Raw genomic sequence first — 22,920 nt, 5'->3', positions numbered from 1 at the left:
AGACATAAAAAAAAGGCTGTCAGAATTTGACAGCCTTTCAATTTTATTTTGAATGAATTTAATCCATTTTCTTAACAACACCTATAGCTTGTCTGTCCTGGCGAAATCCTTCAGATTGGTTTAAATTATGTAGTGTATTTACGTTATCCTGTTTTCTTTTTCCACGACCTGTAAACTGGTCATCAATAGTATTCGTAGAGAATTTAGCGATTGAATCTGATGGAGAAATTCTTTGTGGAGTTGCAAACGAAGTTGCTATCATTACTGTAGAAAATAATACGATTTTTAAAGCTGTCTTTTTCATGATCTGAGGGTATTAAATGTTTGTTTTTTTTTAGTTTTAAAAATCATCGCTATGCGCGAATCATGGTGTAAAACTAAGGACACATTTAAAAAAAATAATACGAAAAAAAAGGTTTATGGTAAATCGTACCCAATTGATAGTCAATGAGGGGCAAATCAATGTAGTTGTATAATTTTTACACTTCTAAATAATTTCCTATAGCGAAATCAGCAATAATTAAGTCAACATTTGATTTATATGTTTTTGAAAAGGGAATCTTTTTAGAGGAATTCCTGATGTAACAAGTCGAGTTCCCGTTATGGATTCTTGCAATATAATTTTGATTGATGATGTAACTGTTATGAATCCTAATAAAAGGATGCGACAATACCCCTTCAAAATGCTTTAAGGTTTTAAAAGCAGTTATCATTTCGCCTGAATTCAAATAAATATCGGTCGAATTATTATCTGCCTGAAAGTAACTAATATCATTGGAATTGATGTAGCGATAATCTCCATAGGATTTCACACATAATACAAGGGGCTGCTCAGCACTTTTTGCCGGTTCAGCAAACAGTTCACTCAATGGCGTACTGTCTTCCTCAATGGTTTCAGAATCATCTGCAGGAAAAGCTTTTTCGAGTTTCAGAATAGTCTTCATCAAGTCGATCCGTAGAACTGGTTTTAAGATATAATCAAAAACACCATGCTGAATAGCATCAAAAGCAAGCTCTTTTTTTGTTGTGGTGATGATGATCTTAGGAATAAGCGACAAGAACCGATGAAGTTCATTTATAAAAGCAAGTGACAAATTACTCGATCCGTCTTTCGGATCTATTTCTAACAAAATGAGATGTGGTCTATGCTCTAAAACCAAATTCAATCCCGATTGATAATTCGCAGCCGATCCCGCAAAAGTAAGTTCTGAAAAACCTTCTGCAATTGTTCTGGTTTTCAAAATACTTTCCACATCATCGTCAATAATAATATACGAATACTTTTTCAATCTTATTTTTATTGATTTTTCATGAACCCCCGACAAACTTTTATTTCATCGATCCTTTTGAAAGGCTCCTGTTTGGCCATTTATTCGCAATTAAAAATACAAATTTCAATTATTCTGCTATTTCATTGTTGATATATTACAAACAAATGTTAACACAAAAGGATGAAATGCAAAAATAATCGCCAAAATACACTTTTTGGTATTAAAAAAACCCAAACTCCTTAAAGGAATTTGGGCTTTTATATATAAATGTCATAAATATTACATTTTCATCAACCAGTTTTTCATTGAAACCTCGTTCTCGATTATATCTTTTAATTCAGAGATTTTAACGCGATCTTGTTTCATAGTATCTCTGTGACGGATAGTTACGGTTTCGTCTTCGATCGTTTGATGGTCTACAGTAATACAAAATGGTGTTCCAAGTGCATCCTGTCTTCTGTATCGACGACCTACTGCATCTTTTTCATCGTACGCTACGTTGAAATCCCATTTTAAATCTTCGATGATTTTTTTAGAAATTTCAGGTAGTCCGTCTTTTTTAACCAAAGGCAATACAGCTGCTTTTGTTGGAGCTAAAACAGCCGGCAATTTCAATACGGTTCTTGTTGATCCGTCTTCTAAAACTTCTTCTTGCAATGAAGTTGCAAAAACAGCCAGGAACATACGATCTAAACCTACAGAAGTTTCAACTACATATGGCACATAGTTTTCATTCAACTCAGGATCAAAATATTGCAATTTTCTACCTGAATATTCTTCGTGCGCTTTTAAATCAAAATCTGTACGAGAGTGAATTCCCTCTAATTCTTTAAATCCGAATGGGAAGTTAAACTCGATATCTGCAGCAGCATTAGCATAGTGTGCTAACTTTTCATGATCATGAAAACGATAGTTTTGCTCTCCTAAGCCTAAAGACAGATGCCAATTTAAACGAGTAGTTTTCCAGTGTTCGTACCATTTCATTTCTTCACCCGGACGTACAAAAAACTGCATTTCCATTTGTTCAAATTCACGCATACGGAAAATAAACTGTCTTGCTACAATTTCATTTCTAAACGCTTTACCCGTTTGAGCAATTCCAAAAGGAACTTTCATACGACCCGATTTTTGTACATTAAGGAAATTCACAAAAATACCCTGAGCCGTTTCGGGACGCAAATATAAATCCATTGCAGACTCTGCAGAAGCTCCTAACTTCGTTCCGAACATTAAATTGAACTGTTTCACATCCGTCCAGTTTCTGGAACCCGTTTCAGGATCAGCAATTTCTAATTCTTCGATTAGTGCTTTTACGTCTTCTAAATCTCCATTTCCTAAAGAACGTCCTAAGCGCTCTCTAATTTCTTTTTCTTTAGCCAGATATTCAATTACACGGGCATTTGTCGTAACAAATTCCTGCTCATTAAAAGCGTCTCCAAAACGAGCACTTGCTTTTTCAATTTCTTTTTTAGCTTTCAGATTAAGTTTTTCTGCATAATCTTCTACCAAAACATCGGCTCTGTATCTTTTCTTTGAATCTTTATTGTCAATTAATGGGTCATTAAATGCATCAACGTGGCCTGAAGCTTTCCAGGTTGTCGGGTGCATTAATATTGCAGCATCTAAGCCGACAATATTCTCATTCATCTGAACCATTGATTTCCACCAATATTCACGAATATTCTTTTTTAACTCGACGCCATTTTGTGCATAATCATACACTGCACTTAATCCATCGTATACTTCGCTTGACGGAAAAATAAATCCGTACTCTTTTGCGTGCGAAACCACATTCTTAAATAAATCTTCTTGTTTTGCCATAGTGATGCAAAAATATAAAAAGTACTTTTAAAAAAAAGAAAAATAATAAAGTTTGAAACAATGATTTGGTTATTTTTGTAACTAAATTCTTTCTATTTGTGTTTAATTATCTCATCAACCTCTTTTTTCCTAAAGTTTGTGTCGGATGTCACACCCTTTTACTTAGTGGTGAAACTATTTTGTGCACTCGTTGTCGCCACGAATTACCTCTTACTCAATATCATTTGAACCCAAAAAACGAGGCTGTGAAGAAATTTTATGGAAGAATCGACATCCAGCATGCATCGGCATTTTTACATTTCAACAAAAAAGGAGTTGTTCAGGAACTGATCCATAATCTCAAATACAAAGGTCATGAAGAAATTGGAACTTTTCTTGGTAATTGGTATGCCGAAGATTTAAAAGAATTAAGCTTAAAAATTCCTTTTGATGTAATCATTCCAGTACCGCTGCATCCCAAAAAACTAAAAAAACGAGGTTACAATCAGGTTACTACTTTTGGCACCACTTTATCTAAAAACCTGGCAATTCCTTTTGATCCCGGCTTATTGTACCGAAAAAAATATTCAAAAACCCAATCTAAAAAAAATCTTTTAGGAAGATCTGAAAACATCGAAAACATCTTTGACGTTAAATTTTCGAATGAAAATCACAACAAACATTTTTTAATCGTTGACGATGTATTGACTACGGGCGCTACACTTGAGGCTTGTTCCAGAGCTTTACAAAAAATTCCCGGAGCCAAAATCAGCATTGTCTGTATGGCAATGGCAAATTCATAAGATAGAATTCCAATCAAAAAAAATCCAAATTCCAACAACAGCAGTTATTGAAATTTGGATTTTATTTTAAAACTTATCTTTTCTCTAGTATAGGACTATTTTCTTAACCGTTCTGCGCTCCCCTTCTATTACAGTCACCAGATACATCCCTGCTGTAGCTCCTGCTAATTGAATATTTTGATTAAAATAAGGCGTTTTATCAAAAGAGTTAAAATATACCTGCCTGCCAAGAATATCATGTACATAAATCTGAACTCTATTGATGGAATCACTACTAAACTGAATGGTAAAATTTCCTCTGTTCGGATTCGGGTATAAAGTAAATGCTACATTTTCAATATCAATCTCTCCTAAAACAAACGTTTTATTGCAAATATTCAATGAAGCTGAATTTATAGTTCCAAAATTACCCGTAACTGCATCGCGAACTCTAAAACTCCAGGTCCCTTTAGGATCCTGACCGTTAAACACACTCAATAAATCAATTGGAACAACAATCTGACTCGTAGTTTTAGAACAATCTAAAGCAACTCCGGCATCGTCAAACTGAAGAGCCAAAGTAGAATTTATTCCGCCACAACTGTTACGATCATATAAATTAACCACTGTACCCTGCGGATTTACTATTTGCAATTCGAAATCTGAAAGCTTATCGTGTGTTACATTAACCAAAACATTTACATCGGAAATCGTTCCGGTTGATGCCGGAACATTTACCGTTTTAGAAGTGAAAGAATTTCCGGGAGGAATAGCAAAAGCATTCCCGAAACTATAAGAATCACAAGTTGTCGTCGAAGTATACCCCACTGCAAACGACTTACTATTTAAAGCATAATAAATATTTGCTGTTGGCTCAATCTTAAGTCTGCAATTTGTTGAAGCAGTTACACTGGTCGGAATCTGAACGGTTTGCGAACCGTCATTCGGTGTGTTTGAGGCTAAAATTATTGGAAATGTCAAACCTCCATCTGTTGATAGCTTGATATTAACTGCCGAAGATCCTTGTAGTGTATTGGTATTATTCACTGCCCATGTTATCGTTTGGTTTGAACCTATTGGCCAGCTAACGTCATCTGTATTTTGCGAAGTAACAGTAAATGGTCCGGCATTAGTTACAACCGTTGCAATCATTGTATCAGTGTTCGTCTGTGCAACTGCCGATGCTCCATTATCTCTTGCTGTCAGGGTAAAATGCAATGTTCTTGCAACAGAAGAAACCGACTCCCAAGTTGTGGTTAACTTGTTCAAAAGTACTGTATTCAACTCGGGCATATAACGAACAAGTGAACTCCCCGGACGTACAGACCTAAATAGAGGCCCATTGGGTTTTTCAGGATAAGCCGTACTATTACTGTTTCCAGTTGATGAATCTGACGCACTATCAAATTGCTCCCAGGTATAGGTCACACCAGCAACGGCTGAGCCAATACCAGTTAAAATAAACGGTGTACTAATAGGAATTGTATAATCCGCACCAGCATCAACTACTGGAAGATTATTTGCTATGGATGCACTAACAGGACAATTCTTTCCGGACAACCTATTCTGGATTTGAAGAATACTGGCGTAAGCAAAATAATCGTCTGAATGATTTTGAACATCATACCCCTTAGACACTCCTGCATAGCCCATTATAGTTGATCCGCTTCCCGGTTCAACATTTAGGCCTGTTCTTTCTGATGCATCAAAAGAAAAAGTATGATATCCTCCAAACTGATGTCCCATTTCATGAGCAACAAAATCAATATCAAAGTTGTCTCCCTCCGGTTTCTGATCTGCCGGTGATGTATAGGCACTTCCCTTCCCCATTGCATCAGACGGTGTCGGACTATCGCATACGCAGCCAATACAGCCCGCATTTCCTCCTCCTCCGGACGCCCCAAACAAATGTCCTATATCATAATTAGCTTCTCCAATTACACTTGTTAAAGTGCTTTGAACTTCTTTACTCCAATAATCATTCCCGTCTGAAGGATCTTTAGAGGTTCCTCTGTCTGGGTTAGAATAAGGATCCGTTAATCCATTTGTATAAATTACAGCATCATTATTGGCAATTAAAACCACTCTTACAGCAAGGTCTTTATTAAAAACAGCATTTACTCGTGCTAGAGTAGCATTCATCCCTGCCAATGCACCTGCTTTTGTACCTCCAAAATAAGCGGTGTACTCACCTGTACAAGACAATGCCAGCCTAAAGGTTTTGAAAACTTTATTGTTTGCTGCCGATTTTGCCGTAGAAGAAGTACTTTTATTTTCTGGTACATCTGTTGTTTTGCAAGTCAAACGCGATTTTGAAGCTGTATCATTTTTAGTAAACAAAACATAGGACGATTTATCTTCCTGATTTTGCTCGATGTATTCTGATGGCTTATCTGTACGAAGCACCATAGTCTGAACCCCAATTGGTGCTACACTAAAATAAATCTTCGCCGTCTTATCGTCTAAACCGCGTCCTTCATAGGCTCTGATTTCCGGATATTTTGCCTGTAACTCAGGCTCAAAATTGGAAGATTCCCAAACAGAAAAACGTTCCAGTACACCTCCCGAATTGGGGAATGTAATTTCTGTCGAAGTATTTTTCGCTGTTTTAGCGGTAGTAGCAGTTAGTTTTGCTTTCAGAAAATCCGAATTCAGCTTATAATACAATCGCCCCGGCTCAGAAGTAATCCCTCTCTTGCTTAGCGAAACAGCATCAACTTTCTGCCACAAACCATCGTTTTGGGCATACATACTTGCGCTACAAAAAATAAAAAATAAAAAAAGTAGGTTTTTTTTCATATTCTAAATATAAAAGTATATCAAAATTACGCGAATTAAATCAAAATCTTACACTTATTAGAGACAATTATACAGTTTTAAATTTATAGACTACTCCATTTTCACAAAAACTAACGGTTGGAGAGTAAAAAATCAATTACGCTAAGCATTAAATTTAAAATAGAATAGTATAAATTTGCACCATCTTAAATTATTTGTTTTGAAGCTCTTTCATTCTATAAACGATTTTCAGTCAACCAAGAAAACAATTTTAACTCTTGGAACTTTTGACGGTGTACATATTGGACATAAAAAAATTCTGGAACGCATTACCCAAAACACTGAAAACGGAAAGTATGAAAGTTTAGTGCTTACCTTTTTTCCTCATCCAAGAATGGTACTGCAGGAAAAATCAGAAATAAAACTTTTAAATACCATCACTGAAAAGTCAAAGCTCCTGGAAGCAACCGGAATCGAAAATCTGGTCATTCATCCTTTTAACGAAAGTTTCTCCAGACTAACTGCAGAAGAGTTTGTACATTCCATTCTGGTAGATCAGTTTCATATTCAGAAAATAATTATTGGTCATGATCATCGCTTTGGCAGAAACAGAACGGCTAATATTGATGATTTAATCGCTTTCGGTCATGAATACGGTTTTGAAGTTGAGCAAATCTCCGCTCAGGAAATTCAGGACGTTTCTGTAAGCTCAACCAAAATCAGAAAAGCACTCAACGAAGGAAATATGTCTTTGGCAAATGATTATCTGGGCTATAACTACTTTTTAACCGGTGAAGTTGTTCAGGGAAAACAATTGGGAAGAACTATTGATTTTCCAACAGCTAACATCGAAATCAATGATGAATATAAATTAATTCCGAAAGCCGGCGTATACGTTGTAAAAGCTTTGATCGACCAAAAGGAAGTTTCCGGAATGATGAACATTGGTTTTAATCCAACTGTTAACGGGCAAAAACAAACCATCGAAGTGAATCTTTTTGATTTTGATGCAGATATTTATGGTAAAAAGATTCAGGTTTCGTTATTACAATACCTGAGGGACGAACAAAAATTCGGTTCTGTCGATTTGTTAAAAGAACAATTGCATCTGGATAGAAAAAATGCTCTCACATTTTTAAACAAAATTTAGGATAGCATTACCTCAACCTGTGAGTTGAAATCATTCTAACACATAGAAAACAGCCTTTTATAAACTTAAAAAAGGTGTTTCACTGGTTAAAAAACACATAATAAAAAATGTAAAAGAAAGTCTTTTCTTCTCATCCTACCATTTCTGAGCATTAATACCTAATGTTTCTATGTGTTACCATAAAAATTCATCGTTTCTTTTTACGATGGTATGGTCGGACATACTTTTTACCCTTTTTAAATCATCGTAGTTATTTTTTTAGTAAATTTGATACAGAACTCTGTTTATCAAATATTTGCTATTAACTTCTTTAAAAATAACCATTATGAAATTACCTAAAGAAATTACCAACGGTTTTCTGATTTTCCTTGGAATTGGAATTTACTTTTTATTGATGAACGTATTAGGTTTGGCTCATTTATTCTATCTGCGAACCCTAAATGTCTTTTTTATATTTTATGGTGTAAATAAAACCATGCGAATGAATCTTCATGAAGGTGAAACTAATTTTGTGTCCAATGCAGTCTCGGCAATGGCTACCTCTGTAGTAGGTGTGGCGCTAAGTGTATTCGGACTGTTAGTTTACAGTTATGCGCGGGGCGGAGATGCTTATGTAAAAACACTTTCGGAAACTTTTATGTTTGGCGGAAATCCTTCGGTACCAACTTATTGCATCTGCTTACTCTTTGAAGGAATTGCCTCGTCAGTAATCGTTACATTGATGATGATGCTGTACTGGAATAACAAATATGCAGCTGATTAATTTTTCAAAATAAATCAAACTAAATAGCACTCTAAAATCATAAAAAATTAAAATAATATGATTTTAGAGTGTTTCTTTTTTGAAAATAGCTGTCAAATATTCATTTACAGGATTGGGCATTGGTTGATTGGAACTATTTAACTACTTTTGGAGCATCAAAAAACTGCATCAATGAGCATTACAAAACACAATTGGACAAAAGACGAAATAATTGCCATATATAATAAACCTATGATGGACTTGCTGTATGAAGCAGCAACAATTCACAGGCAAAAACATGATCCTAACGTAGTTCAGGTGTCTACTTTACTTTCAATCAAAACCGGAGGCTGTCCGGAAGACTGCGGGTATTGCCCACAAGCTGCACGTTATAACACGGGTGTTGAAGGAAACGACTTAATGAGTGTTAGCCAGGTTAAAGCACAGGCTTTACGCGCAAAATCCAGTGGATCATCACGTGTATGTATGGGAGCTGCCTGGAGAAATGTAAAAGATGGTGAAGAATTCGACCAGGTTTTAGAGATGGTTCGTACCATTAACAAACTTGACATGGAGGTTTGCTGTACCCTAGGTATGATTACCGAAAATCAGGCGCAGCGTTTGGCTGAGGCAGGTTTATATGCTTACAACCACAATTTAGATACTTCTGAAGAATATTATAAAGATGTTATTTCAACCCGTGGTTTCGAAGACCGTTTGCAAACTATCGAAAATGTTCGTAAAACGAATGTTACGGTTTGCAGTGGAGGAATCATTGGAATGGGGGAAAGTATCGAAGACAGAGCCGGAATGCTTGTAGCTCTTTCTACTTTAAACCCTCAACCGGAATCTGTGCCAATTAATGCGCTGGTAGCTGTTGAAGGAACTCCGATGGAAGAGGAAAAGCCGGTTGAAATCTGGGAAATGATCCGTATGGTTGCGACAACAAGAATTGTAATGCCCGATACACAGGTTCGTTTATCAGCAGGAAGAACTAACATGAGCCGTGAAGGACAGGCAATGTGCTTTTTTGCAGGTGCCAATTCTATTTTTGCAGGTGATAAACTGCTTACGACACCAAACCCTGATGTTCATGAAGACATGAAGATGTTTGAAATGTTAGGATTGAATCCGCAAAAACCATTTACAAAAGTTTCACAACCTAAAACAGTTGAGGCAGCTGATTCTCAGTTTGTTCCTCTAGGAGAAAAACCAAAATGGTCAAGACCGGGACACACTATTGAAAGAAATCTTGAAGCTACAGCTAAATCAAAAATTTAAGAAAAAGAGTTCATAAATCTCGATAAATATTTCTAAATTGCTTATAACATGTGTTATAAGCAATTTTTTTATTTAATAGAGATGAAATTAAAACAAATCGAAAGGGTAAAAAAAATCTCAAAGGCTGATTTTATTTCCCAGTATGTGAAAAATCAAATTCCTGTAGTTGTCGAAGAATTGACCGAAGACTGGCCGGCTTATCACAAATGGAAATTATCCTATATCAACGAAATTGCCGGAAACATTATCGTTCCTCTATACGATGACAGACCTGTAAATCATGAAGATGGTTTTAACGAAGCTCATACGACTATGAAAATGAGTGATTACATTCATCTTCTGGAATCAAAACCAACTAACTACCGCATTTTTCTTTATAATCTGATGAAAGAAGTTCCGCTATTAAAAGAGGACTTTTTATGGCCGGATATTGGCTTAAATTTGGTCAAACAAATGCCAATGCTGTTTTTTGGCGGAGAAAATGCGCGGGTGTTCATGCATTACGACATTGACTACTCCAATATTTTACATTTTCATTTTCATGGAGAAAAACAGTGCATGCTTTTTGCTCCCGATCAGTCCAAATATATGTACAAGGTACCACATGCCTTAATTTCAAGAGAAGACATTGATTTTGATAACCCTGACTATGAAAAATTTCCTGCCCTTAAAAATACACAGGGATTTATCACCAATTTAAAACATGGCGAAATGCTGTACATGCCCGAAGGATACTGGCATTACATGAAATATTTAACCCCGGGGTTTTCGATGAGTCTGAGAGCTTTTCCTAAAAACATTACAAACCTCTCAAAAGCCTTTTACAATGTTTTTATTATGCGTTATTTTGATATCATGATGCGTAAATTCAAAGGTCAAAAATGGATTGATTATAAGAATGAAAAAGCAATCCGGAATACCAATGAAAATCTGCAAAAAAGCCCTTAACAACATTCTTTTTTTTCCTAAAACACTACTTTTTTAGTTCCTGCAACATCATTTTCCAAAATCACTTTTACCAGTACCATCTGATTACCTGATGCTAAATTTTGTATTTGAAACTCGTTATTCCCAATTTTACTTTTGCTGAAAAGCAGTTTCCCCGACACATCATATACAAAAACGTCTTTAAGCTGTTCTTTTTTTGATGACACATTTATTATTCTATTTTTAACAGAAACAACAACAGCGTTATTTCTGTTTTCAAAATCGTCGGTCCCTAATGTTTTTCCGGTATAACGCAACACTAATCGGTCTGAGAAGGTTCCGACTGCGGTTGTAAAAGTATAATTGCTCTGTTTTAAATTATGAACTTCTCCAGTTGTTTTATCTTCGATATAAATAGCCTGTTCACTCATACTATCATCTACCTCATCAATTGAAATAGTAAAATCACCCGCGATTGTCGTACGATATCCTAAGGGAACAATGTCAGTATCTGCAAAAGGTAAAGCTCTACCCTGAATGACATAATTGTTTCCGTTTGCTACACTGTAAAAATCAAGATAAGGATTCGCATTAAAACTAATTCCGTCATAATTACTATCATACTCATTAGTCGCCCCCTCTATATATCCTACCAGCAATTGTTTAAAAGCTCCTGACGTATTGGTCATGTTTAACCAGATACGTTTTTTGACCAAAGTAGTTTCCTTTGATGTGCTTTCAGCTTTAAAAAACTGATTGTTATTGGCACCCCCTAATCGCATTGAATTGTTAAACTGTACTTTTCCTGCTGCTACGGTAGTCACAAAAAAGGATTGTCCGGCTGCTATTTTACCTGTTGGTTTAATTCCGTTATCATTTGCCGGAATGTCACTATGTAGCGGATCGGATTTTGCTGAAACCCCTCCACTTAAATTATAAGAAGCATAATCATCGGTTGTGTACTGATTTGTATAGGTAAGTTGTACAGGCGTATTATGTGTCCAAAAATAGATTGTTCCGCCCAGTAGACTATTCGCACTTAAAAGAGCATCGGCATTTAAAGCAGATGGATAAGGATTCCCTACTAAATAACTTTTTCCCGAACTCAACAATTCTCCTTCCAGATTTCCGTTGTTCGGAACCCCTGAAAAAATTCCGGTAAAAGTTACTTTAACCGTATTGGAATAGGACTCCGGGCCACGAATAATATAACCTTTACCCACTACCATATTAGTTGTTCTATCGGTAACGACCCATTGTGTCCCATCAAAACCAAAATACTTTGTCACTGCTGTTCCGGACGAAAGATCGATTAATCTTTGTGGATTTACCGGAGTGGACCAATATAAATAATCCTTTTTTAGAATTCCCGGGCTTGTTCTCTCGTACGAAATATTTCCAGAATTAACTGCACTATTCACCTGAACCAGACTTGAACTGGTTTTAAAAGTCAAAGCCGTTCCCGCTCCCGAATCCACAATTAGTGCATTCTTAACTGTTAACGTATTTGAACTATTTATGGTTACTTTTTTTCCGGCATTTATCGTACAGCCACAGCTATTCACATCTCCGGACGAAGAAAAATCATCTGCAAAAACAACATTCTGGCTTGTTGTTGGCGTTCCTAGCGACCATCCTCCTGCAATGGTATAGGTATTCGTTGCTAAAGCATTTACGACAATACCCGACAATGACGTAGAAGCACAGCTGCCCGGATATTGTACCGTAAAATTGTAAGTACCAGGAGCCAGTCCTGCAACTGTATATTTAGTCCAATCGGCACCTATTCCTCCCGAATAAGTATTGGAGAACGTACCGGTTTGAGTAATCGTATAATCGTTTCTGTTTGGCAAATTCTTTAAAACCACCGTTCCGGTCAGAACATCACAGGTGGGCTGAACCACCGGATCATTAAGTGGTGTACCTGGCTGAGTAGTCGTCGCTATATTTTGTACTGTTGCGGTACCAGTAGCACTGGTTCCACAACCATTCTTTGATCTGAGTCTGTAATAATAGGTTGTACTTGCAGTCAGTCCGGTCACTGAATAGGTCGTTACATTTCCTATATCAAGAGCATTATAACCTGAGACAGTACTTGCAAAATTACTGACAAGTGATACATCTAATAAGTAACTCACGGCATTAACCTCCGCACTCCAATTTGCCATAAATGAAGTACACAAAGTATTAGTGGCTGCCTGCAATACAACATTACCAGGAGAAACAGCAGGTTTGTAAGTTATGGTATTCGAATAAGCACTCAAACAGGTACCGCTAAATGCTCGAACTCTGTAATAATACGTAGTCGCATTGCTTAAACCTGTAATATTTACCGTTAAAACATTTCCAACATTCAAACCATTATAGGCTCCAACAAAACTTCCGAAATTAATATCTGTCGAAAGATCCAATGTGTAATAAGTTGATCCCGAAACAGATTGCCAATTTGCTGTAATCTGGGTACAGGTTGCTCCGGTTCCTGCTAAAGCAACAGGGGCTGTCCCGGATGATGTTACATTTACTGAAGCAGTATTATTTGCACTGATGGTTGAAGCACAATTATCGGCAGCATTGCCACTTGTTCCGGAAGTTAAAGATGTAACTGTTAAACTTTTACTTCCTAAAGCTGAAAATCCGGGAGCTGTAAAAGTACCGGTTCCACTTGTACTTACAGTCATACTTACCGGTGTCTGAGTTACTCCGTCTACCTGATAAGCAACGCTATATGCTCCTACTGGTAAACTACCATTTAGGGTTATTGTTGATGATGTTCCGGTACAAATATTTACGGTCGAGGCTGATATACTTGTTAGGCTATAAGTTGGACAGGTATAAACAATCACAACTTTTCCGGTTCCTCCGGCTCCCCCTGTTGAAGCGGAACCTAAAAGTGCCGATTTTCCACCGCTCCCACCACCTCCGGGCTGAGTTCCGGGATTACCATTACTATTAGCTAATAAACCTGTAATACTCGCACCTCCTGCCCCTCCAACATCAGCGCCACTGGTACCTCCGGCTCCTCCGGCTCCGGTTACAGCGGGTAAAAGTGTCTCACCGGCTCCACCGGTTACTCCGTCGACTTTAGTAGCTCCTGTAGATCCGGAAGCTAATCCTCCGGCACCTCCCGCCGGATTGGTAACTGTACCATTATTGACAGCTCCACCATTTCCTGCCAATGCAATTAAATAACCGGTAATCGATGAATTATCACCAGCACCTCCATTACCTGACAAAGCTCCTGCACCACCTTTACCAACAGTAATCGATAAGGTCGTTTGAATAGACATGTTCATAGAATAGATACCCCCTGCAAAAGCACCACCTCCTCCTCCGCCAGCGGCTCTTTGTAAAGTCAGACCCGGAACCGTTGAGCCACCTCCGGCTCCACCGCCTCCCCAGGCACTCATAGTTACTGATGATACACCTGCAGGAACATAAAAACTGCTTGTTCCAACACTTGAAAAAGAGACTGTTTTAGTCTGTGCATAAAAAAATAAAGGGAATGCAAATAACTGAAGTGTAAGTAAATATTTTCTCATCGTGGTATTTTTTAATATTTAAAAACAGAACTTCTCAATCAGATAAAAATCTGATTGAAGTAATTTCTAAATACCTCAAAAAATAAAACGCCGAAACAGGATAGACTAATCCTGATAGTACAAGTGAAATGTTGAAGTGAAGAGTACTTTTTGTTTCATTTAATCGGGGCATTTAAATTAGCAATCAGTATTTTAGGCAGGTAAAGAGTATAGACACTCTATTTTATAAGCTTCAATAAGAAATGATAAAAATTAACTTAACAGGCTTTTAAGTTTTTGAATCGTAAAGCAGCAACAAGGTACGATTTTATTTACATTCAAACTAAATATTTTTGATTTAATTGTGAGAATTTAACACTTATAACTTTTTCAACAGGATTAAAAACAGCATTTTACCAGTAAACATGGCGGTTTATACTCTGAATATTTTTAGAATGATAAAAAAGATTATTCCTTTAAGACAGACATTTAAAGTAAAATTTTCCTTGTCACTATTTTCCTGTTTCCAAGTATAACTTTTACAATTAAAATCTGATGGCTTAAATTGAATTTTGGAAGTTGAAATTCTAAGATTTCAAGATTTTCTTTTCGATACATTTGTTTTCCTAAAATATCAAAAACGGTTATTTGACTGATTAATTCCTGAGTTGAGATTACTTTAATAATTCTATCTTCTACTGAAATGAGTACCTCCGGATTTTTCTCCGAAAAATCTTTGATCGTTAAAGTTTCATTCGTAAAGAGCAGTACAAATCGCTCATTAAAAGTTCCTGCATCACTTGAAAACAAATAAGCACCCTGCTTCAAATTGTGTATCTTTTTTATTTTTTTATCTACTAAAAAAACATTCTCTTTTTTAAAATACTCATCCTCATGATCGATACTAAGATTAAATTTTCCTGCAATAGCAGTTTCATAACCAAGTGTTATCGAATCGTTTTCAATAAAAGGCAATGCTCTTCCCTGAATTACCAATTTTTTATTTTCAATCCTACTATAAAAATTAACAAACGGGTTACCATTCAGTGATTCTGCATCATAATCTGTATCGTATTGATTTGTAGCTCCATCGATATAACCAATCAGGATTTGTTTAAAACTTCCTTCACTATTATCAAAATTTAGCCAAATACGATGTCTTTCAATTGTGTTCTTAAATACTGTCATAGTATTTCTATCTGGCTGTTTGAAGAATCTTGCATTTCTACCTACAACCCGCATACTATTCATAAACTCTATTGTCTCTGAACCTTTACTATTGGTAAAGAATGCCTGTCCCGTGGCGATCGTCCCGTCGGGAACTGTTTCATTAATTCCGGATGTTTCGGATTTTCTTGTTCCTACACCGCCGAGTAAATTATAAACTGCATAATCATCTGAAGTATATTTGTACTTGGTAATTGGTGTATTATGCGTCCAAAAATAAAGTGTACCTTTGATTTTTGATTTGTTTGCCAATAAAAAAGCATCTCCATCAAGGGCAGAGGGATACGGATTACCTATTAAATTAAAAGTATCAGCTACGCCAGACTTAATCTCAATTTTACCGTTGTTAGGAATTCCTTTAAAAACTGCTTCGAATTTTAAAGGCACGGTTTCAGAATAATCTTGTGGCCCCTGAATGATATATCCTTTTCCGACAGACATATAATTTACAGGATTTTCTTTTTTCCAATTTCTGTCATCATAATTGTATGAATAAAATTTTTCCAAATGTGATTTAGGAGATACATCTATTAATTTTTGCAGGTCTATCGGCGAAGACCAATACGTATAATCCGATTTTCGTATAGGCGTTGAATTTCTTTTTAAATAAACGATACCAGTATTCACTACATCATCATCAGACTGATAGAAACTAGCCGAATCTTCCAGTACTAATATCCCTTTACCTGTATATGAAAATTCTACTCCCAAAGTGTTACCGTTCAAAAGTATAACCTGTTTTCCTTCATCAATAAAACAACTACATATATTTACAGAAGTTAGGTTTTCATAATTTCCTCTAAACTCTACTGCTTCTGCCACTGACGGAAAACCATTTGACCAACTTTTACCATCCCAAACTGTCCCGTCTAAACAAAGTTTGATTCTGGCAATCCTGTGTTTTGAAATCCCCGATATGGAGTTGAAGCTTCCTCCAATAATTAACTTATGATCTACAGTAAAACCCATTGTAAAGAGACTGTTATTAAGCTCACTTTTAAATGAAATATCATATTCTCCCGATTTTTGCAAACGTATTAACCGTAAAGCAGTATTGGTTTTATAAGTCCCGGAAAAAGTTCCTCCCACCAAAATACAATCATCCGGCTGAATTAAAATACTGCGAACTTCGCCTTTATCAAAGCCTACTCCACTATCAAAAAAAGAATCCAGACTCCCATCTGCGTTCAAGCGAGCAATCCTTTTTTGCGGAATTCCATTGTAACTTAAAAATGCCCCTCCCACAATTATCTTCTGATCGGACTGGAGTCCAATTGCATAGACATTTTTATCAAAACCTGTCCCTGCGCTAAAATCAGAATCAATACTTCCTGTAGAATTAAGACGAATTAATCTATGGGAAGACTTTCCATTAAAACTATCAAATCGCCCTCCTACCAAGATTTTTCCATCAGACTGAACTATTATTGTTTCAATAATTCCATCAGCACCACCGCCAGTATCAAAACTAAGATCTCGTAAACCGCTTTGTGACAACCTAATTATTCTTCCAACGGGTGCCCCATTATAACTTGTAAAATTTCCTGCTACAATTATTTTCTCATCGGGTTGAATTGCAATGCTGTAAACCTGACCGTTAAATCCTGAGCCTACATTAAATGTATTATCTATTGCTCCATCCGGCAAAACCCTAATGATTCTATTGAAAGCAGTTCCATTATACTTTGTAAAATTTCCACCAAGAATAATCCTTCCGTCCAATTGTAAGACACCTGATTTTATCACATTATTTGCCCCTAATTGTCCGGAATTAAAAGTTGTATCATAGGATCCGTCTGCCAGAACCCGAACTATTCTTGAACTAAAGTTTCCATTAAACTTTTGAAAATTTCCCAGTACGACTGTACTTTTATCTAATGAGGGCAGTACTTTTAAAACTGAATCATCAAAACCAACTCCCGTTGATAAATATGCTTCTTCGCGTTCTCCGTCCTTGCTAATTTTTACTAATCTTCCCTGATTCTGACTATCAAAAACTGAAAATGAGCCACCAACATACCAGAAGTTTTCACTGTCATTCGCTAATGTCAAAATTGATCCCGATCCCGGACCTGAATCAACATCAAAATTTGTTTGAAGACTTCCATTTGAATTCAACAAACAAATTCGGTTGACTGCCACCCCATTATAAAAACCTGTAAATGAACCTCCGACCATAATATTACCGGACAAATCGTTTTTAATAATCTGGACTGCATCCCCACTAAAACCGGTTCCGGTTACAAAGCTATTATCTATAGTGCCGTCCTGATTCAATCTTACTATTCTATTTGCAATCGATCCGTTATAACTTGTAAATTTCCCTCCCACAATAATTTTCCCATCAGATTGGACAACAACTGCATTCACATCTTCATTAAAACCGGAACCTGTATTAAAACCAGTATCAACTTTACCATTTGGTAATAAACAAACCATTCTATTGGCCGCGATTGTATTAAAAATTGAAAAATTACCCGTTAGTAAAATTCTACCATCGGACATAACATTTGCATTTATAATATTTGCAGAAGACCCGGAACCTGTATTAAAAGAAGAATCTAAACTGCCATCGGACAAAATACAGGCAACCCTGTTTACGGTAATATTATTATATTTAGTAAAACTTCCGGTTATAATTATTCTTCCATCACGATACAGACAAATGTTATAAATAATACCCGTATTAACAGCAATCGTAGTATCGAATGCTGCGTCATAAGAACCGTCAATATTTAATCTGATCAGTCTTCCACAACTGATTCCATTAAAAGAGGTAAAACTACCGCCTACAATTATTTTTCCATCTGGCTGAATACAGCTCGTATAAATTTTTCCATTGAAACCTGTCCCTGTGTCCCAGGTTTCATCGATACTACCATCTAGATTTAAACGGGTTAAATATTGGCACTTAGTTCCATTGAGGTTTAAATAATCACCTCCGACCAAAAGCTTATGATCGGACTGTAAAGATACCGTTCGTACTACATTGTCAAAACCATCTCCCTTTTTCCCATTATCATCTGTATTAAAAGAAATATCTACCTTGCCTTGTTGAGCGCAAAGTGCCGGACCATAAAGATAGACCACCAAAAACAGGGAAAAAATTACATTTTTTATCAAAATAAGAAATTCAGGCGTTTTTTATTTGTAAGAATTAACTCAAAAATAAATACTCTTTATGAAATCTACAATACCTGCTTTTAGTGATTTTTCAAACACATTATTTTCTTAAAAAAAATCCAATCCGAAAAACGGAATGGATTCTTTTTGAATGAACTCTTATTTAAAATTTACTGAAAAATAACTTTTCTTGTCGTTGTAAAATCATTTGCCAAAGTAACTTTCACTAATAAAACCTGATTTGAAGATGGTAGGTTTTGAATTTGTACTTCTGTATTACCTACTTTCTTTTTATTGTAAAGCATTTTTCCTAACATATCATATACCGTAACTTCTTTAATATTTTCCTGCGAAGATTGTATCACAATCACTTTGTCTTTTATAAAAACTAGAACCCTGTCTTTAAGGTTTTCAAAATCTCCGACACCTAAAGTTTTACTGGTGTAACGCAATACCAAACGTTCAGTAAAATTCCCCACCTCGGTTTTAAAAGTATAATTGCTTTGTGTTAAATCGTGAATAACTCCGGTTGCTTTATCTTCAACATAAATCTTCTGATTCAACATCTTACCATCTACTTCGTCTATTGCAATAGTAAAATCGCCAGCAACAGCAGTTCGATAACCTAGCGGAACAATATCAGCATCTGTAAACGGTAAGGCACGTCCCTGAATGACATATTTATTCCCATTACTTATACTGTAAAAATCTAAATACGGATTACTATCAAAAGTTAATCCGTCGTAATTACTATCATATTCATTGGTCGCTCCTTCAATATACCCCACTAACAATTGCTTAAAAGCTCCGGTTGTACTGGTCATATTTAACCAAATACGATTCTTTTCAATCGCGGTTCCTTTCTTCGGATTCGCTGATCTAAAAAACTGGCCATTATCTAATGCCCCCAATCGCATTGCATTGGTAAAAAGTACTTTTCCTGCAGCTTTAGTAGTCACAAAAAAGGCTTGACCGGCTACAATTTTACCTGTTGGTTTAACACCTTTGTCAAGTGTTGGATTATTATTGTAACCAGGATCTGATTTTGCCGATACTCCGCCGCTAATATTATAAGAAGCATAATCATCTGCAGTATACTGATTCGTCAGTGTAGGCACCGCAGCCGTATTGTGAGTCCAGAAATAAAGCGTTCCATTTATTACCGCATTATTTGTGGCATTAATAATAAGATCATCCGCACTTACTGCAGACGGATATGGATTCCCTATCAAATAACTTTTTCCTGAAGTTAACAGCTCTGTTTCTATATTTCCATTATTTGGGACTCCTTTAAAACTTGCCGGATAGGCTGTCTTAAAGACATTCGAATAATTTGACGGGGCACGAATAATATAACCTTTGCCCGCTATCATGTTATCAGTCTTATTCGTTCGCACCCATTGTGTACCATCGAAACCATAATACATAGTACTGGGCGTTAAAGGCGAAAGATTCACTAATGTTTGCGGGCTTACCGGAGTTGACCAATACACATAATCTTTTAAAAATATGGGTGAGGTAGTACGTTCATACATAATATCACCCGCATTTACTACATTATTTTTTTGCATTAAACTTGCCGTATTTTTAAAGGTCATTGTACCTCCTGTAAATACTTTAACATCATTCGCAATGGTTAGGGTATGTCCCTCTCCTATTACGACATTTGTTCCTGAATTAACTTCGCAAGAACATCCGCTTGCATCCCCTGTGGACATAAAATCAGAGCTAAAAATGAGTTTCTTATCTATGGTTGGAGTATCATCCCATCCACCCATACCATAGGTTGCTATTGCCGGTGGTGTATTGATAACAACTTGCGTAGTAGCAGCTGATGTACAGTTGCCGTTTCCAACTGTGTACGAATATGTCCCGCCTGCCAGATTAGCGTCTGTAACCTTAGTTCCTGTATAAGACACCGCTACTGCTCCAGGTGATCTTGTTAACGTTCCACCAGATGGCAGTCCGCTTAAAGCAATACTACCGGAAGTAACACTACAGGTTGGCTGAGTAACTGTTCCTAATACAGGTGTTGCCAGATCTACAACAAAATTAGCCTTTGTTCTACAAGCGGAATCACCGGAACAACCTGCATAATAAGAAGTTGTCCCAGCAGTATTAGTATCAATAAGACCGGAACCACTGACCCCTACAGGGTTAAATGATGCTCCCGAGCCAATTTTTGTTCCTCCCGAGGCTACCGTATACCAATCTATTGTTGCCGGTAAAGTATAATTTACTGTAATCGTAACATCTGTGATATTTGCATCAGGATTAACTTCTGGATTATTAAAAACTTCTCTAAAGTCGAAGACCCAATCACCTGATGGGTTTCCAGTACCCCATGTTCCAAAAGGAATATTACTTGCATCACCGGCACTATTATTTTCAGCAACAATAGCAGGAAGAGGATTCAAATCAGTTTGCACTGCACCAACTGCTAAAGGCGGAGTTACCTTAACCATCAACTCACTTTTAAGAGAAGGAGCAATTGCCGTAAAACTTATCTTAACATTTGTAGCCGTTACTACAGCTCCATCCGGTAACGAAGGAAAAGTTATAGTAATGTTTGTATTTCCGGCACCCCCATAAAGTCTGCTATTTGATCTTCCGCCGCTACCACTGGCAGTCGTAGCGGTTTGGGCAAGTGCAGCACATGCAGATGAAGCGGTTAAAAAGCCGGAACCTCCCTTACAAATGGTAACACCGGTTGCAACAAGAGGAGATTTATTTATTACAAAATTTACCTTTCTTCTACAAGCAGGATCACTGGAACAAGCCTCATAATAAGAAGTAGTACCCGGAGTATTAGTATCAATAAGACCGGAACCACTGACTCCTACAGGATTAAACGATGTTCCTGAACCAATTTTATCTTCTCCGGAAGCCGTTGTGTACCAGTCTATCGTTGCCGGTAAAGTATAATTTACTGTAATGGTAATATCTGTGATATTTGCATCTGGCATAACTTCAGGATTATTAAGAGCTTCTTTAAATTCGAAAAGCCAATCTCCTGATGGGTTTCCAGTGCCCCATGTTCCCAAAGAAATATTACTTGCATCACCGGCACTATTATTTTCCGCAACATCAGCAGGAAGAGGATTCAAATTACTTTGCTTTGCACCAACTGTTACTGGCGGAGTTACCTGAACCAACAACTCACTTTTAAAGGAAGGAGCAACTGCCGTAAAACTTATCTTAATATCAGTACCTGTTACTATCGCTCCGGCCGGTAACAAAGGAAAATTGATAGTAATATCTCTATTTCCGGCACCTCCATAAGATATGCTATTTGATCTTCCGTTACTACCCCTTGCAGTCATAGGGATTTGAGCAGTCGCAGGACAGATAGATAAAGCGGTTAAAGAGCCGGAACCTCCCTGACAAATGACAACATCCGCTACAGCTGGAGGATCATCATGAATCACAAAATCTACCTTTGTTCTACAGGTGGGGTCACCGGAACAAGCCACATAATAAGAAGTCGTGCCCCCAGTATTAGTATCAATAAGACCGGAACCACTTATCCCTACAGGATTAAATGAGGCTCCTGAGCCAATTTTTGTTCCTCCGGAAGCCGTTGTATACCAATCTATCGTTGCCGGTAAAGTATATTTTACTGTAATGGTGACATCTGTAATATTTGCATCGGGCATAACTTCAGGATTATTAAGAGATTCTCTAAATTCGAAGCGCCAATCTCCTGACGGGTTTCCAGTACCCCATGTTCCTAAAGGGATATTAATTGCACCACCAGGGTTATTATTTTCAGAAACAGTAGCAGGAAGAGGATTCAAATTAGTTTGCACTCTATCAACTGTTACAGGGGGAGTTACCCTAACCAACAACTCACTTTTTAAGGAAGGAGCAATTGCTGTAAAACTTATCGTAACATTTGTAGCCGTTACTACCGCTCCATCCGGTAACGAAGGAAAAGTTATAGTTATGTCTCTATTTCCGCCACCTCCATAAGATGTACTATTTGATGTTCCTCCACTACCACTGGCAGTCATAGGAGTTTGGTCAATCCCAGCACAGAAAGAGGACGCGGTTAAAGAGCCGGAACCTCCCTGACAAATGGTAACACCGGCTGCAACAGGACAGTTTCCGTTTTGTGCTATAGTTTCTTGTTGGGCTAAAAGTACCGGACTATTAAAGCAACAAGTCAAAACAAGAAAAAAAAGTATTTTTTTTATCATAACTTCTGGGGCTTAAGTTTTTCTCTGATAATAATTTGGCTCAAAACTACAACCCTCATATAAAACTCACAATCACCAATTTTGGTGATTTTTTTGACAACTTTATTTTCTTAAAATGCAAA

Annotated in this window: 12 protein-coding genes; 5 read left to right on the top strand and 7 right to left on the bottom strand. The window is 36.8% G+C overall.

Annotated features, from left to right (window positions below; all coding sequences use genetic code 11):
* Positions 1-58: 58 nt before the first annotated feature.
* The 3 genes from BHE19_RS06270 to BHE19_RS06260 form a co-directional block, all read right to left on the bottom strand.
* On the bottom strand, positions 59-304 hold the full coding sequence (locus BHE19_RS06270) for a hypothetical protein (RefSeq protein WP_070906377.1): 246 nt from the start codon (positions 302-304) through the stop codon (positions 59-61).
* A gap of 175 nt (positions 305-479) precedes the next feature.
* Positions 480-1,289, bottom strand: coding sequence for a LytR/AlgR family response regulator transcription factor (locus BHE19_RS06265; protein ID WP_070906376.1), 810 nt, complete (start codon positions 1,287-1,289; stop codon positions 480-482).
* Between the two features lie 261 nt (positions 1,290-1,550).
* Positions 1,551-3,092 (bottom strand): glycine--tRNA ligase, encoded by a 1,542-nt coding sequence (locus BHE19_RS06260; protein WP_070906375.1) that lies wholly within the window; start codon positions 3,090-3,092, stop codon positions 1,551-1,553.
* A 98-nt stretch (positions 3,093-3,190) separates the two neighbouring features.
* Here BHE19_RS06260 and BHE19_RS06255 point away from each other — a divergent pair, with 98 nt between their 5' ends.
* The gene (locus tag BHE19_RS06255) at positions 3,191-3,874 is read left to right on the top strand and encodes a ComF family protein (protein ID WP_165607906.1); all 684 of its coding nucleotides are present in this window, start codon (positions 3,191-3,193) and stop codon (positions 3,872-3,874) included.
* Positions 3,875-3,958: 84 nt separating this feature from the next.
* On the opposite strand, the gene BHE19_RS06250 is transcribed toward BHE19_RS06255, so the two are convergent.
* On the bottom strand, positions 3,959-6,604 hold the full coding sequence (locus tag BHE19_RS06250) for a zinc-dependent metalloprotease (protein ID WP_083342488.1): 2,646 nt from the start codon (positions 6,602-6,604) through the stop codon (positions 3,959-3,961).
* 247 nt (positions 6,605-6,851) lie between these two features.
* On the opposite strand from BHE19_RS06250, the gene BHE19_RS06245 reads away from it, so the two are divergent.
* The 4 genes from BHE19_RS06245 to BHE19_RS06230 all read left to right on the top strand — a co-directional run bounded on the left by BHE19_RS06245 (position 6,852) and on the right by BHE19_RS06230 (position 10,752).
* Positions 6,852-7,781 (top strand): bifunctional riboflavin kinase/FAD synthetase, encoded by a 930-nt coding sequence (locus tag BHE19_RS06245; RefSeq protein WP_070906373.1) that lies wholly within the window; start codon positions 6,852-6,854, stop codon positions 7,779-7,781.
* A gap of 325 nt (positions 7,782-8,106) precedes the next feature.
* Positions 8,107-8,544: a hypothetical protein gene (locus BHE19_RS06240; RefSeq protein WP_017497388.1), complete on the top strand. Its 438-nt coding sequence runs from the start codon at positions 8,107-8,109 to the stop codon at positions 8,542-8,544.
* Between the two features lie 171 nt (positions 8,545-8,715).
* Positions 8,716-9,804, top strand: a complete 1,089-nt coding sequence (gene bioB / locus BHE19_RS06235) for a biotin synthase BioB (protein WP_017497387.1) — start codon at positions 8,716-8,718, stop codon at positions 9,802-9,804.
* An 81-nt stretch (positions 9,805-9,885) separates the two neighbouring features.
* On the top strand, positions 9,886-10,752 hold the full coding sequence (locus BHE19_RS06230; RefSeq protein WP_083342474.1) for a cupin-like domain-containing protein: 867 nt from the start codon (positions 9,886-9,888) through the stop codon (positions 10,750-10,752).
* Positions 10,753-10,769: 17 nt separating this feature from the next.
* Here BHE19_RS06230 and BHE19_RS06225 read toward each other — a convergent pair whose 3' ends face one another.
* The 3 genes from BHE19_RS06225 to BHE19_RS06215 form a co-directional block, all read right to left on the bottom strand.
* Entirely contained in the window at positions 10,770-14,270 is a 3,501-nt protein-coding gene (locus BHE19_RS06225; RefSeq protein ID WP_070906371.1) for a T9SS sorting signal type C domain-containing protein, read from the bottom strand.
* Positions 14,271-14,738: 468 nt separating this feature from the next.
* Positions 14,739-18,599 carry a T9SS sorting signal type C domain-containing protein gene (locus BHE19_RS06220; RefSeq protein ID WP_233431359.1) on the bottom strand — a complete coding sequence of 1,287 codons (3,861 nt, stop codon included), beginning with the start codon at positions 18,597-18,599 and terminating at the stop codon, positions 14,739-14,741.
* Between the two features lie 170 nt (positions 18,600-18,769).
* Complete coding sequence (locus tag BHE19_RS06215; protein ID WP_070906370.1) at positions 18,770-22,798, bottom strand: T9SS sorting signal type C domain-containing protein; 4,029 nt, start codon at positions 22,796-22,798, stop codon at positions 18,770-18,772.
* Positions 22,799-22,920: the final 122 nt, after the last annotated feature.

The sequence above is a fragment of the Flavobacterium tructae genome, assembly GCF_001853485.1.
Classification (GTDB): Bacteria; Bacteroidota; Bacteroidia; order Flavobacteriales; family Flavobacteriaceae; genus Flavobacterium; species Flavobacterium tructae.
This window is presented reverse-complemented; position numbering and strand designations above follow the sequence as displayed.

Excerpts from the sequence above, each read along its gene's own strand:
- BHE19_RS06270 (WP_070906377.1), bottom strand. The coding sequence starts at position 304 with ATGAAAAAGACAGCTTTAAAAATCGTATTATTTTCTACAGTAATGATA.
- BHE19_RS06260 (WP_070906375.1), bottom strand. The coding sequence starts at position 3,092 with ATGGCAAAACAAGAAGATTTATTTAAGAATGTGGTTTCGCACGCAAAA.
- BHE19_RS06250 (WP_083342488.1), bottom strand. The coding sequence starts at position 6,604 with ATGTATGCCCAAAACGATGGTTTGTGGCAGAAAGTTGATGCTGTTTCG.
- BHE19_RS06240 (WP_017497388.1), top strand. The coding sequence starts at position 8,107 with ATGAAATTACCTAAAGAAATTACCAACGGTTTTCTGATTTTCCTTGGA.
- bioB (WP_017497387.1), top strand. The coding sequence starts at position 8,716 with ATGAGCATTACAAAACACAATTGGACAAAAGACGAAATAATTGCCATA.
- BHE19_RS06230 (WP_083342474.1), top strand. The coding sequence starts at position 9,886 with ATGAAATTAAAACAAATCGAAAGGGTAAAAAAAATCTCAAAGGCTGAT.
- BHE19_RS06225 (WP_070906371.1), bottom strand. The coding sequence starts at position 14,270 with ATGAGAAAATATTTACTTACACTTCAGTTATTTGCATTCCCTTTATTT.
- BHE19_RS06215 (WP_070906370.1), bottom strand. The coding sequence starts at position 22,798 with ATGATAAAAAAAATACTTTTTTTTCTTGTTTTGACTTGTTGCTTTAAT.